General features: G+C 70.6%; 15 protein-coding genes. 12 read left to right on the forward strand and 3 right to left on the reverse strand.

What is annotated here, in order from left to right:
• Positions 1-16: 16 nt before the first annotated feature.
• On the reverse strand, positions 17-955 hold the full coding sequence (locus AB0F15_RS14355; RefSeq protein ID WP_360269949.1) for an ABC transporter ATP-binding protein: 939 nt from the start codon (positions 953-955) through the stop codon (positions 17-19).
• A 197-nt stretch (positions 956-1,152) separates the two neighbouring features.
• On the opposite strand from AB0F15_RS14355, the gene AB0F15_RS14360 reads away from it, so the two are divergent.
• The 3 genes from AB0F15_RS14360 (at position 1,153) to AB0F15_RS14370 (ending at position 3,684) form a co-directional block, all read left to right on the forward strand.
• Positions 1,153-1,740 (forward strand): TetR/AcrR family transcriptional regulator, encoded by a 588-nt coding sequence (locus AB0F15_RS14360; RefSeq protein WP_360269951.1) that lies wholly within the window; start codon positions 1,153-1,155, stop codon positions 1,738-1,740.
• Positions 1,737-2,648 (forward strand): SDR family NAD(P)-dependent oxidoreductase, encoded by a 912-nt coding sequence (locus tag AB0F15_RS14365; RefSeq protein ID WP_360269953.1) that lies wholly within the window; start codon positions 1,737-1,739, stop codon positions 2,646-2,648. Before AB0F15_RS14360 ends, AB0F15_RS14365 begins: the two co-directional genes overlap by 4 nt.
• Positions 2,649-2,787: 139 nt before the next feature.
• Positions 2,788-3,684, forward strand: coding sequence for a hypothetical protein (locus tag AB0F15_RS14370; RefSeq protein WP_360269954.1), 897 nt, complete (start codon positions 2,788-2,790; stop codon positions 3,682-3,684).
• Here the strand turns inward: AB0F15_RS14370 and AB0F15_RS14375 are convergent.
• Both AB0F15_RS14375 and AB0F15_RS14380 read right to left on the reverse strand, forming a co-directional pair.
• Positions 3,681-4,337 (reverse strand): response regulator transcription factor, encoded by a 657-nt coding sequence (locus AB0F15_RS14375; protein ID WP_360269956.1) that lies wholly within the window; start codon positions 4,335-4,337, stop codon positions 3,681-3,683. The genes AB0F15_RS14370 and AB0F15_RS14375 overlap by 4 nt on opposite strands.
• Positions 4,334-5,491 carry a sensor histidine kinase gene (locus AB0F15_RS14380; RefSeq protein WP_360270013.1) on the reverse strand — a complete coding sequence of 386 codons (1,158 nt, stop codon included), beginning with the start codon at positions 5,489-5,491 and terminating at the stop codon, positions 4,334-4,336. The genes AB0F15_RS14375 and AB0F15_RS14380 overlap by 4 nt, the downstream gene beginning before the upstream one ends.
• Before the next feature lie 207 nt (positions 5,492-5,698).
• On the opposite strand from AB0F15_RS14380, the gene AB0F15_RS14385 reads away from it, so the two are divergent.
• The 9 genes from AB0F15_RS14385 (at position 5,699) to AB0F15_RS14425 (ending at position 15,576) form a co-directional block, all read left to right on the forward strand.
• Entirely contained in the window at positions 5,699-7,219 is a 1,521-nt protein-coding gene (locus tag AB0F15_RS14385; protein WP_360270015.1) for a dynamin family protein, read from the forward strand.
• Positions 7,220-7,277: 58 nt separating this feature from the next.
• The gene (locus AB0F15_RS14390) at positions 7,278-7,925 is read left to right on the forward strand and encodes a hypothetical protein (RefSeq protein WP_360269957.1); all 648 of its coding nucleotides are present in this window, start codon (positions 7,278-7,280) and stop codon (positions 7,923-7,925) included.
• A gap of 90 nt (positions 7,926-8,015) precedes the next feature.
• Positions 8,016-8,414, forward strand: coding sequence for a nucleotide exchange factor GrpE (gene grpE / locus AB0F15_RS14395; protein WP_360269959.1), 399 nt, complete (start codon positions 8,016-8,018; stop codon positions 8,412-8,414).
• Positions 8,411-10,249 (forward strand): dynamin family protein, encoded by a 1,839-nt coding sequence (locus AB0F15_RS14400; protein ID WP_360269960.1) that lies wholly within the window; start codon positions 8,411-8,413, stop codon positions 10,247-10,249. The genes grpE and AB0F15_RS14400 overlap by 4 nt, the downstream gene beginning before the upstream one ends.
• A gap of 99 nt (positions 10,250-10,348) precedes the next feature.
• Positions 10,349-11,050: a hypothetical protein gene (locus AB0F15_RS14405; protein WP_360269961.1), complete on the forward strand. Its 702-nt coding sequence runs from the start codon at positions 10,349-10,351 to the stop codon at positions 11,048-11,050.
• Between the two features lie 293 nt (positions 11,051-11,343).
• Complete coding sequence (locus AB0F15_RS14410; protein ID WP_360269962.1) at positions 11,344-13,164, forward strand: phosphoenolpyruvate carboxykinase (GTP); 1,821 nt, start codon at positions 11,344-11,346, stop codon at positions 13,162-13,164.
• A gap of 71 nt (positions 13,165-13,235) precedes the next feature.
• Positions 13,236-14,078: a TIGR03621 family F420-dependent LLM class oxidoreductase gene (locus AB0F15_RS14415; protein ID WP_360269963.1), complete on the forward strand. Its 843-nt coding sequence runs from the start codon at positions 13,236-13,238 to the stop codon at positions 14,076-14,078.
• Between the two features lie 14 nt (positions 14,079-14,092).
• A complete protein-coding gene (locus tag AB0F15_RS14420; RefSeq protein ID WP_360269965.1) occupies positions 14,093-14,974 on the forward strand; it encodes an LLM class F420-dependent oxidoreductase in 882 nt (293 codons plus the stop codon).
• On the forward strand, positions 14,971-15,576 hold the full coding sequence (locus tag AB0F15_RS14425) for an ABC transporter ATP-binding protein (RefSeq protein WP_360269966.1): 606 nt from the start codon (positions 14,971-14,973) through the stop codon (positions 15,574-15,576). Before AB0F15_RS14420 ends, AB0F15_RS14425 begins: the two co-directional genes overlap by 4 nt.
• The last annotated feature ends 42 nt before the right edge of the window (positions 15,577-15,618 follow it).

The raw sequence follows: 15,618 nt of genomic DNA on the forward strand, positions 1-15,618 counted from the left end.
GATCTGGGTTCCCCGGTTACTTGGCGGACTCGAGCACGTGCTGGGCCTCGGCGTCGAGCCCGGTGTGGTACTCGACGGAGTCGCCGGTGATCTGCATGAAGGCCTGCTCGAGCGAGCCGGTCTGCGGGCTCAGCTCGTGCAGCACGATCCGGTTGGCGGCGGCGAGTTCACCGATCTTTTCGCTGTCCATTCCGGACACCACGAGCGCCTTGTCGTCCCCGGTGACGCCGGCGCTGGCGCGCTGCAGGGCGTCCCGCAGTTCGGCCAGCTGCGGCGAGCGGACCTTGACCGTGTTCTCCGCCGCGCGGGATACGAACTCCTCGGTGGTCGACTGCGAGATCAGCTGCCCCCGGCCGATCACCACGAGGTTGCTCGCGGTCAGCGCCATCTCCGAAAGCAGGTGGCTGGAGACGAACACGGTGCGGCCTTCGTCGGCCAGCCGGTGCATGAACTTCCGGATCCAGAGGATGCCCTCGGGGTCGAGGCCGTTCACCGGCTCGTCGAACAGCAGCACCTCGGGGTCGCCGAGCAGGGCGGCCGCGATGCCGAGCCGCTGCGACATGCCGAGCGAGAACCCGCCGGCGCGCTTGGTCGCGACGCTGGTGAGACCGACCATCTCGAGGACTTCGTCGACGCGGGCGCCGGGGATGCGGTTGGACTTCGCCATCCACTGCAGGTGGGCGCGCGCCGAGCGGTTGGGGTGCACCCACTTCGCGTCGAGCAGCGCGCCGACGGTGCGCAGCGGCTCCTTGAGGTCGTGGTACTTCTTGCCCCCGATGGTGACCTGGCCCCCGGTCGGGTTGTCCAGGCCCAGGATCATCCGCATGGTGGTGGACTTGCCCGCCCCGTTCGGACCGAGGAAGCCGGTGACCTGACCCGCGGCCACGGAGAACGACAGGTTGTTCACCGCCAGCGTCTTTCCGTACCGTTTGGTGAGGCCCGTTGCCTCGATCATGACTGCTCCTCTTCCGCCCCTCGCTTACGACGCGTTCATCGTCGCGGGTCGGGGATGGTTCGCGCGTCACCCTGGAGGTCGAACCCCTCCCCCTACCTGAGTAGTACCTTGCTGGCTCTTCGGCCGATGCGCGATGGGTGATGACCCTGAGTCAACCCTGATTCGCCCCCGTTAATGAACTGTGGTTCAATAATTGCGTGGCCCGGCCGAGGAGCATCACCGACGAACGGCTGCTGGGCGCGGCGGAGACGGTGATCGGCCGCTGCGGCCCCGGTTTCACGCTCGCGCAGGTGGCCGCGGAAGCGGGCGTCTCGGTCGGCACGGTCGCGCAGCGGTTCGGCTCGAAAAGCGGTCTGCTGCAGGCGATGAGCCGGCGGGCCACGCAGCGGGCGGTCGAGCTGATGCGGGAAAGCGCCGAGCGGGCCGGCGACCCGGTCGACGGCCTGCGCGCCGCGGCGGTGTCGGTCTACGCGGTGCTCGGGGACGCCGAAGAGGCGGCGAACCACCTGGGGCAGCTCGGCGTGGACATCGGCGACCCGGTGCTGCGGTCGCTGCTGGGTGAGCACTTCACGGCGGTCGAGGAAGAACTGCGGCGGCTCGTGCGCGCGGCGGCGGGTTCGCTGCCGCACGCCCCGAGCGTGCCGCGGGCGGCCCGTGCGCTGCTCGGCGTCATCAACGGGGTGTCGATCGACTGGTCGATCCGGCCGCACGGGCGGCTGGCCGACCGGCTGGCGGAGGACGTCGACGCGGTGCTGGCCGCGTGGCGGGGACGGGAGCGCGGATGAGTTTGGCGGGCAAGGTCGCGGTCGTGACCGGGGCGACGCGGGGCTGTGGCCGGGCGATCGCGGTGGAGCTGGGCCGCGCGGGCGCGACGGTGTACGTCACCGGCCGGACGACCCGCGAAACGGTGTCGCCGATGAAGCGCCCGGAAACGATCGAAGAGACGGGCGAGCTGGTGGAGGCGGCGGGCGGCCGGGCCGTCGTCGTCCGCTGCGACTTCACCTCCGTGTCCGATGTGGACGCGTTGAAGGCCCGTGTCGAGTCTGAAGCAGGCGGTATCGACGTCCTGGTCGACGACGTCTGGGGTGGCGACATGTACTTCCACTTCGACGCGCCGTTCTGGGAGACGCCCCTGGCGGACGCGCTCGCCCTGACGCACAACGCCCTGGACACCCACCTCATCGCGCTGCACAAGCTCCTGCCGCTGGTGGTCGCCCGCCGCGGGCTCGTCTTGGAGGTGACCGACGGCGACAACGACGACTACGTCGGCGCGGGTCTTCCCTACTACCTGGCCAAGTGCGGTATCCGCGCGCTCGGCCGGGCGCTGGGCGTGGAGCTGAAGAAGAACGACTGCGTCGGCCTCGCGGTGACCCCGGGGTTCCTGCGCTCGGAGTCGATGCTCGACCACTTCGAAGTGACCGAGGAGAACTGGCGCCATGCGGTCGGCAAGCTCGCGCCGGTCGACTTCAAGATCTCCGAGACGCCGTACCTGCTGGCCCGCGGCGTCGCGGCCCTGGCGCAGGACCCCGACGTCGCGCGCTTCGCCGGGCAGACGCTGGCGTCGTGGACGCTGATGAAGGAGTACGGCTACACCGACGTCGACGGCGACCGCCCGGACTTCGGCCGCTGGCTCACCGAAGTCCGCCACGCGGGCAAGGACCCGGCGGCCACCCCACCGGACGACTACCGCTAACCCGTCACTTTCACGTGAAAGCTACGCCCCCTGGTCGCCGCTTTCACGTGAAAGCGGCGGTTGTCCACAACTTCGGGGAGGTGTGGACAAGTGGGCTTGGGAGGGTGGGCGGCGGCCGGGTGTGCGGCAGGCTCGAGCCGTGTCGTTCACCTCTGCGGACTTCGCGTTCGCCGAACCGTTCCTGGGCAGCCACGCCATCGCCGAAGGCGCGGTCACCGAACGCGCCCTGCGGTCGCCGCTCTTCACCAGGCTGTTTCGCAACGTCTACGTGGCCTCGGCGGTCCTGGTCACGCACGTGCTCCGGTGCCGGGCGGCCGCGCTGCTCGCGCCGCCGCGTGCCGTCCTCACCGGGTGCTCGGCTGCGGCCGTCCGTGGCGTGGACCTGGTCGGTGCCTACGATCCGGTCGAGCTGGTCCTGCCCGAAAGCGTGCTGTTCGCCCTGCAGAACGGCGTGCACATCCGGCGGACCAGCCGGGGATGTGCCGACAGCGAGCCGTGGCAAGGGATCCAGCTGGCCTCTGCACCGCGTCTCGCCCTCGACATCCTCACCAACACGAAGCTGCATCGCTCTCTCCCGAGGGTCGTCGGCTACCTCGACGCTTTGCTCAGGGCTGGGGAGGTGGACGTCCCGGTACTGGCGGACTACCTGAAGGGCCGCCGCGACAACGGGATTGTCCGCGCGAAAAGAGCACTCCGGCTCGCTGATCCCCGCTCGGAGAGCATCCCCGAGTCCGAGCTGCGGGTTTGGCTGACGGTTGCCGGCCTCGAACCAGAACTCCAGGTTCCGGTCGTCGACGAGCAGGGTGCGTTCGTGGGCCGACTGGACCTGGCCTTTCCCGAGCGGAAGCTCGCGGTGGAATACGACGGTGACTGGCATCGGGAGGGTGACCAGCCGCAGCGCGACGAGGCACGCCGGCGTGCCATCCGCGCGTTGGGCTGGAGCTTCGTGATCGTCACCAAGACTGATCTCTACGGAGCACCGAAGGCCGTTGTCGCCTCGATCCGGGCGGCACTTTCACGTGAAAGTGCCGCTTAGGAGATGCCGGGGCGCGCGAGGCCGGTTTCGTAGGCGAGCACCACCGCCTGCACCCGGTCCCGCAGGTCCAGCTTGGCCAGGATCCGCCCGACGTGCGTCTTCACCGTCGCTTCGGACAGGAACAGCGCTTCGGCGATTTCCAGGTTCGACATGCCCTTGGCGATCAGCACGAGCACTTCGCGCTCGCGGTCGGTGAGCACGTCCAGCTCGGCGGTGTCCCGCATCGGCGAGCCACCGGTGCCGACGAAGCGGTCCAGGAGCCGGCGGGTCACCGAAGGCGACACCACCGCGTCACCCGAAGCGACCGCGCGCAGCGCCGACACCAGGTGATCGGGCTGGGTGTCCTTGAGCAGGAACCCGCTCGCCCCGCCCTGCAGCGCCGCGTAGACGTACTCGTCGAGGTCGAACGTCGTCATCACGAGCACGCGCGCGGTGCCGGCGGCGACGATCTGCTTCGTCGCCTCGACGCCGTCGAGCACCGGCATCCGGACGTCCATCAGCACGACGTCGGGCCGCAGCTGCTCGGCCAGCTCGATCGCCTGCGCGCCGTCGCCCGCCTCGCCGACGACGTCGATGTCGGCCTGCGCACCCAGCACCATCCGGAACCCGACGCGCATCAGTTCCTGGTCGTCGACGACCACCACCCGGATCACTTGTCCAACCTAACCGGCAGGGCCGCGCGGACCTGCCACCCTCCGCCCGGAGCCGGGCCCACGTCCAATGTCCCGCCGTACAGGTGCGCGCGTTCGCGCATGCCGATCAAGCCGTTCCCGCCCGGCAGCCGGGGGTCGCGGCGCCCGGCCGGGACCAGCTGCGGGAGGCGGCCGGCGCCGTCGTCGGACACCAGCACGTCCACCAGGTCGCCGGTGCGCTGCACCCGCACCGACGCGGTCGCGCCGCGCCCGGCGTGCTTCAGCGTGTTGGTCAGCGACTCCTGCACGATCCGGTAGACGCCCAGCGAGACGCCGGCCGGCAGGTCGCCGAGCTCGCCGAGCTCCAGGTCCACCGGTACCCCGGCGGCCCGCATCCGGTCGGCCAGCTCGGCGAGGGCGTGCGCGTCCGGCTGCGGCACGCGGGGTTCGCCGTCGGCGTCGTCGCTGCGAAGCACGTCGAGCAGCCGCCGCAGTTCGCCCAGCGCGCCGCGGCCGGTCTCGGAAATCGTTTGCAGAGCCCGGTGCGCGAGCTGGGGGTTGCTCTCGATCGCGTACGACGCGCCGTCGGCCTGCACGACCATCACGCTCACCGCGTGCGCGACGACGTCGTGCAGCTCGCGCGCGATCCGGCCGCGCTCCTCGGCCACCGCGATCCGGGTGGCCTGGTCCCGTTCGGTCTCGAGCAGGTGCAACCTGGCCTCCACTTCGACGTCGTAGGCGCGCCGGGCCCCGACGAACTCGCCGAGGGTCCAGCACAGGGCGATCCCGAACGCGAGGAACAGCGCCGAGATGACGAGCTCGTCCGCCGGACCCAGCGCCAGCTGCAGGGCCGACCCGGCGACGACGGCGCCGACGTACACCAGTCCCTGCCGCCGCCCCGCGTAGACGACGACCGAGTAGATGCTCATCGCCAGTGCGGCGACGCTGGAGATGCCGAGCTGGAGTGTCCCGTGCACGACGCCGATCACCAGCACGACGTACGCCGACCACAGTGGCGACTTCCGCCGGAACACCAGCGGCGTCACCATGGCGATGTTCAGGGGCACGGTGATGTACCAGGGCGGCAGCTCGGCGATCTCGTCGAAGCCGTCGGCGGCGAACAGCAGCATGTCGAACAGGCCGAGCAGGACAGCGAGCACCGTGTCGCCCGCCATGGGGTGGGCACGCATCCAGAGACTCAGCCGTCGCACCACACAACACTAGGTCGCGCGGCGGCGATCACGCGTCGGTCGCCGGTAGCACCTTCGGTGCGACCTCGGGATGAGGTGCATGGCACGATTCACCAGGGTTGTCCGTACGACCGGGGAGGACTGGGGGCCGTGACGTCACCGGAGCAGGGCCGGCTCGCGGGTCCGCTGTCGATGTCGGTGGCCAACCTGTGTCACCGCCTGCAGTCGCAGGTCTCCGCGCGCACCGCCGCCGGGTTCGCCGAGGTGCTGCGCCGGCTCGGCGCGCCCCTCCAGGTGGCCGTTGCCGGGCGGATCAAGTCGGGCAAGTCCACGCTGGTCAACGCGCTGATCGGGCGCCGGGTCGCGCCGACCGACATCGGGGAGTGCACGCGGCTGGTGACCCGGTTCCAGTACGGCACGGTGGACCGCGTCGAGATCGTCTTCGCCGACGGCCGCAAGCAGGTGCTCCCCTTCGCGTCCGACGGCATGATCCCGGCCGAGCTGGGCGTCGACATCGAGCAGGTGTCGCACATCGAGGCGTACCTGACCAACGCCGTGCTCCAGGGCATGACGGTGATCGACACCCCGGGCCTCGGCTCGCTCGACGCCGCTTCGGTGTCGCGCACCGAGCAGCTCCTTGGCGCGGCGAAGCACCGCAAAGAAGAGGACGACGAAGGCTCGGACGAGCTCGACGACACCTCGCGCAACGCCGTCGCCGGCGCGGAAGCCGTGCTGTACGTCGTCACGCAGGGCGTCCGCGCGGATGACCAGCAGGCCCTCGCCGCCTTCACCGCGGCCACGGCGAGCCGCGAAGCGGGCCCGGTCAACGCGATCGCCGTCCTCAACAAGGCCGACACCATCGCGCCCGAGTCCGTCGAAGGCTCCGGCGGTGACGTCTGGAAGGCCGCGACGCTGCTCGCCGAGAAGCAGGCGTCGACGCTGAAGCCGCGCGTCGCCGACGTGCTGCCGGTGATCGGGCTGATCGCCGAATCCGCCGAATCCGGCGGCTTCACCTCCGCCGACGCCGAGTCCCTGCGGCAGCTCGCCGAGCTCGACGACGACGTCCTGCAGACCATGCTGATCTCGGCCGACATCTTCACCAGCTGGGAGTGCGACGTCCCGGCGGGCACCCGGGTGCGGCTGCTGGAGAAGCTCGACCTGTTCGGCATTGCGCACGCGGTCGAGGCCATCCGCAAGGAACCGGAGATCACGGCGGGCGCGTTGCGGCGGGCCCTGCTCGACGCGTCCGGCCTGGACGCGGTGCGGCACCGGCTGGCGGTGGTCTTCGCGGCCCGTGCCGACGGCATCAAGGCGGCCGCGGCGCTGGCCTCGGTCACCGCGCTCGCGCACGCCTCCGCCGATCCGGCCGAGCGGCAGCGCGTCCACGACGCCATCGAGGTGCTGCTCGCCAAGCCCGAGGCCCACCAGCTGCGGCTGCTCGAAGCGCTGACGCTGGTCGCTTCCGGCGCGGTCGACATGCCGGAGGACCTGTCCGAAGAGGTGCTGCGGGTCGGCAGCAACGCCGACATCGGCGCCCAGCTCGGCAAGCCCGGCGCCCCGCGCCCGGAGCTGGCCGCACACGCGCTCGAACGCGCGGGCTGGTGGCGGTCCTTCGCGTCCTTCGGTGCGACACCGGCGCAGAGCCGCGTCGCGCACGTCGTCCACCGGGCGTACTTCCTGATCTGGCAACAGGTCCGCGAACCACCGGGTTGAGTTGTTTCCGATTGCCCACTTTCCCTGGTCATCCGGCTTTCCCGCGTACTGTGAGAACGTGCGCCTAGAAAACACGACATCCTGGCGAGCCAGCTGGAGCAGCGAGACGGAGATCGACGTCGCGTTGTACATCCGTGACGCCCTGGCCCTGTCCGTTTCCGAAGGACAGGTGCTGCCGCCGGTGGAGCCGCAGGTGCCGGTGCACGTCCCGGCCGCCGTCGACCGTGCGGCCATCCAGGAGCAGTGGGCCGACTGGTGGGTCGACCTGCTGGCCTTCCTGCGCAACCGCGAGGACCCGGACCCGCGCAGCACCCGCACCCGCTACGGCAGGACGGCGCTCGCCCCGGGCTCGGCGATGCGCCAGGCGGTCGACTTCTTCGCCCCGGCCGCGGCCCGCCACTTCGCCAACGCCCGCGGCCCCGCCCTGCGTGGCGCCGGCGAGCCGGCGGGCGGCACCCCGTGGGCGCCCGGGTTCTACCGCCGCCAGATCGTGGCAGGCGAGCGGCTCGGCCAGCTGGTGCGGGAGGCGGAGGTCCGGCAGGGCCGGCGCGCGTACCCCTTCCGGCTGAACGTCATCGAGATCTCGGTCGCCGGCTCGATCTGGCTGCGCACGGCCGAGGACCAGCTGCTCGTTTCGTCCCGCCTCGCCGAGGACGGCCCCGGCCTGGAGGCGGTCCTGCGCGACGTGATCGGCGAGCTGGTCTGACCCGGGTTCCTCGGTTCCGTTTCGCCCCCGGATGGCGGTGGGGTCCGCCAAACTGGTGAGATCAGGCCGGACCGGGACGGGGTGGTGCGGGTGGCGTGGTTTCGCAAGGACGGAACCGGCGGCGGCGCGGCCACGTCGGACACCGATGTGCACCCCCTGCAGCCGGTCACCGAGTCCCGGAACGATCTCGAACGCGCCCTCGCCGACCGCCAGGCGTTGATCCAGATGTGCCTCTACGCGCTGGATCGCGCCCGCAGCGGCGGCGTCGTCGAGCGCCTCGAAGGGGGGCTCGCCGCGATCGGCGTCCAGGCCCTGCGGCCCGACGGCGAGCGGTTCGACCCGGCCCGGCACGAGGCCGGCGGCGCGATCCCCACCGACGACCCGGCACTCGACGGCATCGTGGCGGAAACCGAAGTCACCGGCTTCGCCGACCACGACCGGTTGCTGCGGGCCCCGATCGTCACCGTCTACGCGAAGAGGAACCCGTGAGCGCGCCGACCGCGCCGAGCCTGCCCGCACAGGTCGCCGCGACCCGGGACCAGCTGCTGACCGTCGTCCGCGACGCCGATCCGGCCGCCGCCGCGTGGGTCGACGACATCCGGAAGGCTCGTCCGAAGAAGCCGGCCGTCGTGGTCGTCGGCGAGACGAACCGCGGGAAGAGCTCGCTGGTCAACGCGCTGCTCGCGCGGCCAGGGCTGTCCCCTGTGGACGCCGACGTCGCCACCGCGACCTACCTGGTGTTCGACCACGCGGACGACTGGGGCGCGCAGGCCTGCTACCCCGGCCAGCTCGCGCCGGTGCCGATCGACCTCGGCCAGCTGATCCACTGGGTGTCCGCGGCCCACGAGCTGCCGCCGGGGCAGATCCCGCCGCGGTACGTCGAGGTCACCGGGCCGGTGCCGCTGCTGGAACGCCTTTCGCTGGTCGACACCCCCGGGGTCGGCGGGCTCGATTCGATGCACGGCGAGCTCGCCAAGGAAGCCGCCGCGAGCGCGACCGCACTGCTGTTCGTCGTCGACGCCTCGGCGCCGTTCACCTCGACCGAGCTGCAGTTCCTGCGAGACGTCGGCGAGCGCGTCGAAACCGTCGTGTTCGCGCTGACCAAGGTGGACATGTTCCGCGGCTGGCGCGAGGTCATGGAGGCCGACCGGCAGCTGCTGCGCCAGTACGCGCCCCGGTTCGCCGACGCCGTGTTCCACCCCGTGTCGGCGCGGATGTTCGAGACCGCGGCGAAGGCCCCCAACGAGCAGCTGGCGGCGATGCTGCGGGATAAGTCCGGGGTCGCGGCCATCCAGACGGCGCTGCAGGAGCTGCTCGTCGGCCGCTCGGCGATGCTCGGCGAGGCGAACACCCTGCGCGCGCTGTCCACCGCGCTGGGCGAGCTCAAGGCGAAGCTGCAGGCCGAGAGCCGGGCGCTGTCCGCGGGCGAGGCCGAGGCCGAGCAGCTGCGCGAACGCCGTGACCAGCTGCAGGCCGAACGCCGGAGCTCGACCCGCGGCTGGCAGCTGAAGCTGCGCGGCGAGGTGCAGCGCACCCGCGTCGAGATCGGGCACGAGAGCAGCAGGCAGATGCGGGACGCGCAGACCCACTTCCGCCAGCTGATCGACGCGGCCAAGCGCGACGAGCTGGCCGCGCTGCCGCAGCAGGTCGACATCGCGCTGCAGACGACGTCGCAGCGGATCTCGATGCTGCTTTCGCAGCGGCTGAACCAGGTCACCAACGTCTCGCTGTCGGAGCTGTTCTCCCCCGAAGAGCTCGACGTCATCCGCGCGCAGTTCGCCCGGGCGGGCGGCCCGCCGGTGGTGCTGCGCCCGCCGGACAAGAAGCCGCCGACGGCCGAGGACAAGCTGCTCGTCTTCATGGGGATCTCCGGCGGCGTCGGGGCCGGCAAGATCGCCGCGCTGCCGCTGGCCGGCGTCGCGATCCTCAACCCGGTCGTCCTGCCCGCGACGATCATCATCGGCCTCGGCGCCGGCTGGTGGATGGCGCGCACCCGCAAGCACGCGGCCGACAAGCAGCACATGAAGCAGTGGCTGGTCGAGGCCATCGCGGACGCCCGCTCGACGCTCGACCAGCTCGTCGCCGAGCAGCTCATCGAGGCCGAGCAGCAGCTGTCGATGGCGCTCGACGAAGCGCTGAGCCGCCGGATCGACGCGATCGAGGCCGAGCTGAAGGAAGTCGACAAGACGATCAAGATGGGTGCGCAGGAGCGCGCCAAGAAGATCGCCGTCGTGTCGAAGCGGCTCAAAGAGGTCAGCGACGGCCGCGAGCGCGCCGAAGCCTTCCTGACCCGCATCCGGGCACTCCGGGACAAAACCGCCTGACCATCCGTCCGGTTGTGGAGCGGAACCGAACGGGCCTACGGTGAGTCATACCCTCAGACAGCAGGTCGAGACGGTTACCCGGTTCAAGGGGGAAGTGCCATGTGGGTCGACGAGAGTGGCGGCAGCGACACCGACGCGAGCAGCCCGGACGCGATGACCGTCCACGTCGACGGCCAGGAGTACCAGGCCGAGGTCAACTACGACGTGAACGAAGACGGGGTCGACGACACCGCGATCATCGAGCACGACGACGGCACGGCCCAGGCCTTCATCGACGCGAACCACGACGGCGAGGCCGACCACTACGCCGTGCTGGACGAGACCGGGCACGTCGTCGAGCAGGCCGTCTACGACGAGGCCAGCGGTCAGTGGGTCCAGGACGGCTCGGGCGGCCACGACGACTCGGACACCGGCGGCCGGGACGACAGCTCCGGCGGCCACATCCACGCCGACCTGCCGGACGGCGAGGTGGACGCGGGGGTCGCGACCATCGACACCGACCACGACGGGCACAACGACACCGCCATCGTCGAGACGAAGAGCGGCGGCACCATCGCCTTCACCGACAAGGACGGCGACGGCGAAGCGGACATCGCGGTGCAGACCGGAGCCGACGGCACGACCACGACGTTCGAGCACGCCGGCCCCGGCCAGTGGACCGAAGTCTCCAGTGGACTGATGAACGCCGGGACCGAAAGCGACCCGGCCGCCGACGCCGCTTGGGGCGAGGCCGGCACGCAGACGCTGGCGGGCGTCGCGCGCATCGACTCCGGCACAGGGCAGTGGATTTCGCCGAACTGAAAGTGACCCAGGTCATAGTTTGAAAGCCCGGAGCTTCGGCTCCGGGCTTTCTTCATGTCGTCAATGAAAGCAAGCTGCCTTCTGAATCGATTCCCTTATCGGTCCTGTGAGAGAACGTACACGTCAGCTCTCTGTCACCTGCCGGTCATGCGGTTACTCTCGAAGAATCCCAAAATCCGCACACCGGTTTTGCAGCCGGTGTGCGAAGCCATTCGGTCGCCGGCAATGACGCCCGCACCGGGACAACGTCGTTCCGGTGCGGGCGCATTTGTCGTCGGAAGTCAGGAGCAGAGATGACCGCAGTCGCCATCCCCGGACTGGACACCGCGCCGACGACGCACACCGGCGTGCTGTCCTTCGTCCGGGAGGTCGCCGAACTGACCAACCCGGACCGCGTGGTGTGGGTCGACGGGTCTGACGAGGAAGCCGCCCGAATCAACCAGGAGCTGGTCGAAGCGGGCACGTTCGTGCAGCTCAAGTCGAAGCCGAACTCCTTCTGGGCTACTTCCGACCCCAACGACGTCGCCCGCGTCGAAGACCGCACCTTCATCTGTTCGGAGCGTCCCGAGGACGCCGGTCCCACCAACAACTGGATGGACCCGGCCGAGATGAAGGCCACCATGACCGAGCTGTTCCGCGGCTCGATGCGTGGCCGCACCATGTACGTCATCCCGTTCTGCATGGGCCCGCTCGGCGACGACAATCCCAAGCTGGGTATCGAAATCACGGATTTCGCGTACGTCGTCGCCTCGATGCGCGTGATGACCCGCGCCGGCAAGGCCGCACTCGAGAAGTTCGTCGCCCCGGACGGTTCGGAGCGCGAATTCGTGCCCGCGCTGCACTCGGTCGGCAAGCCGCTCGAGCAGGGTGAGAAGGACGTTTCCTGGCCCTGCAACGAAACGAAGTACATTTCGCACTTCCCCGAGGAACGCGCGATCTGGAGCTACGGCTCGGGGTACGGCGGCAACTCCCTGCTGGGCAAGAAGTGCTACTCGTTGCGCATCGCGTCGGTGATGGCGCGTGACGAGGGCTGGCTCGCCGAGCACATGCTGATCCTCAAGCTGATCTCGCCCGAGGACAAGGTCCACTACGTCGCGGCGGCGTTCCCGAGCGCCTGCGGGAAGACCAACCTCGCCATGCTGCAGCCGACCATCCCGGGCTGGCGCGCCGAGACCCTGGGCGACGACATCGCCTGGATGCGCTTCGGGGAAGACGGCCGTCTGTACGCGGTCAACCCCGAGTTCGGCTTCTTCGGCGTCGCGCCGGGCACCGACTGGCACACCAACCCGAACGCGATGCGCACGATCGAGAAGGGCAACACGGTCTTCACGAACGTCGCCCTGACCGACGACGGTGACATCTGGTGGGAGGGCATGGAGAACAAGCCCGCCCACGCCACCTCGTGGAAGCACCAGGACTGGACGCCGGACTCCGACGAGAAGGCCGCACACCCCAACTCGCGCTACTGCACGCCGATGTCGCAGTGCCCGATCCTGGCGCCGGAGTGGGACGACCCGAAGGGCGTGCCGATCTCGGCGATCCTGTTCGGCGGCCGCCGCAAGACCACCGTGCCGCTGGTGAACGAGGCCCGTGACTGGCAGCACGGCGTGTTCATGGGCGCCACCATGTCGTCCGAGACCACGGCGGCGGCGGCCGGCGCGGTCGGCAACGTTCGCCGCGACCCGATGGCGATGCTGCCGTTCCTCGGCTACCACGCCGGTGACTACTTCAAGCACTGGCTGAACCTCGGCAAGAACGCCGACGCGAACAAGCTGCCGAAGATCTTCTACGTCAACTGGTTCCGCCGCGGCGACGACGGCCGGTTCCTGTGGCCGGGCTTCGGCGAGAACTCGCGGATCCTCAAGTGGGTCGTCGAGCGCGTCGAGGGCCGTGGCAACGCCGTCGAGACGCCGGTCGGGTTCGTGCCGCGCGCCGAGGACCTCGACACCGAGGGCCTCACCGAGCCGCTCGAGGACATCCAGGCCGCCCTGGACGTCAAGCCCGAGGAGTGGCGCGAAGAGCTGCCGCTGATCGAGGAGTGGTTCGCGAAGATCGGCGAGGTCCCGACCTCGCTGCGTGACGAGCTCGACGCGCTGGCCCAGCGCCTCGGCTGAGCTTCCTGATCCGAAGAAGGGGACGTCCCGCGGGACGTCCCCTTCTTCCGTGTCAAGGTAGTTTCGCGGCCATGAGACCGTTCCGCTTCGGGGTGGCGTTGTACGTGCCCGGCTCACGGGCCGAGTGGGTGGCGAAGTGCCGCAAGGCCGAGGACCTCGGCTACGACGTCGTCGGAGTGGTCGACCACCTCGGCCGGGTCGCGCCGGTGCCGGCGCTGCTCCTCGCCGCCGAGGCCACCGAGCGGATCCGGCTCAACACCTACGTCCTCAATGCGAGCTTCCACAACCCGGTGGTCCTGACCCGCGACCTCGCCGCGCTCGACGAGTTCACCGGCGGCCGGGTGGAGATCGGGATCGGCGCCGGGTACGTCCGCGCGGAGTTCGAAGCCGCCGGGGTCGACTGGGGCACGCCCGGTCACCGGTTCAGCCGGCTCGTCGACGTGGTCACCGAGGTCGAGCGCGCGTTCACCGACCGCCCGCGACCACCGCTGCTGCTCGGCGGCCGCGGCGACCGGATGCTGACCTTCGCCGCCGCGCACGCCGACACCATCGCCCTCACCGGCACGGCACCCGGCGCGGCCGAGGGGCGGCTGGCCCTGGCCGGTTCCGCCGCACTGGCCGAGCGCGCCGGCTTCGTGAAGCGGGTGCTCGGCAGCCGGGACGCCGAGCTGAACCTGATGGTCCACTTCGTCCGGATCACCGACGACCGGCGGGCGGCCCTGGGAACGGCACACCAGCTCGTGCCGCACCTCGACCTCGAGGAACTCGGCGCGTTGGCCACGGTCCTGGTCGGCTCGGCGGAAGCAGTGGCCGCGCAACTGCTGCGCACCCGCGAGACCCTCGGCGCGAGCTACTTCACCGTCCTCGAAGACGACCTCGAGCGGCTCGCTCCCGTGATCGCCAGGCTTCGCTGAGTACCTTGGTCGGCATGACTGGGGATTTCCGCTTCGGCGTCAACATGGTCGTGCCGGGCAGCCGCGCCGCCTGGGTCGAGAAGTGCCGCAAGGTCGAGGACCTCGGCTACGACGTGCTCTCGGCCGCCGACCACCTCGGCCTGGCGCCGCCGTTCCCGGCGCTCGTGCTCGCCGGCGAGGTCACTTCACGCGTCAAGCTGAACACCTTCGTGCTGAACACGCCCTTCTACAACCCGGTGCTGCTGGCCCGGGACGTCACGGGCACCGACCAGTTCACCGACGGCCGCCTGGAGCTGGGGCTCGGCGCGGGATACGTCAAGGAAGAGTTCGAGGCCGCCGGGATGCCGTTCCCGTCGGCGCGCGAGCGCGTCGACCACCTCGAGCGGACGGTCCTCGCGTTGAAGCGGCGCTACGCCGATCCGGACCACCGGCCGGCGCCGGTGCGCCCCGGCGGGCCTCCGCTGCTGCTGGCCGGTCGCGGCGACCGCGTGCTGACCCTCGCCGCCGAGCACGCCGACATCATCGGCTTCACCGGCACGGCGAAGACCCCGGACGGCGCGCCACTGGCCGTGGCGGCCGTCGAGGAGATCGACGAGCGCGTGGCGTTCGTCCGCGCGAAGCTCGGCGCGCGGGCGTCCGCCGTGGAGTTCAACCTGGCCTGCCAGGTCGTGAAGCTGACGAACGACCGCGCGGCCGGGCTGGCCGAGCTCCACCGGCTCATGGGCGCCCGGCTGACGCCCGAGCAGCTCGGCGAGGTCCCGACGGTCTTCGTCGGCACGCCCGCGCAGATCGCCGATCAGATCCGGGGCCACCGGGAGCGGTTCGGGTTCACCTACTTCACGGTGTTCGAGATGTCCCTGGACGAGTTCGCCCCGGTGCTCGAAGAACTCCGATGATCGACGCGAAGGGCATCGGCGTCCGGGCCGGCGAGCACTGGCTGTTCGACGACCTGGACTTCACCGTCGACCCCGGCGAGTGCGCCGCGATCGTCGGGCCGAACGGGGTCGGCAAGTCGACCCTGATGCGCTGCTTCTACGGCATGCAGCAGCCGCAGCGGGGCCGCGTGCTGGTCGACGGCAAGACGCCGGACGAACGGGACGTCGAGTTCCGGCGCAAGGTGTCGGTGCTGTTCGACGACTCCGACTTCTTCGCCGAGTTGACGCCGGTGCAGCACCTCCAGCTCTTGTCCGGCTCGTTCGGCGCCGACCTCGGCGACCACAAAGAGCTGCTGCGCGACGCGGGCCTCGGGGAGCGCATGCGCGTGACTTCCGGGCACTTCTCCGCGGGCCAGCGCCGCCGGCTGCTGCTGCTCGGCGTCACCGCCCGGCCGCACCGGGTGCTGCTGCTCGACGAGCCGGAACGCGCGCTGGACACGGCGGGCAAGGAGTGGCTGGTCGAGCTGATCGCCCGGTCGACGGCGGCCGGCGCGGCGGTCGTGGTGGCCACCCACCACCCGCCGCTGCTCGAAGCCGCGGACAGCGTTCTCGAGCTGTTTTGATGAGACAGCGGCGCAAGGCGCCTCGGTTGAGGGCGGTGGTGG

The sequence above is a fragment of the Amycolatopsis sp. NPDC026612 genome (assembly GCF_040638285.1).
Lineage (GTDB): Bacteria > Actinomycetota > Actinomycetes > Mycobacteriales > Pseudonocardiaceae > Amycolatopsis.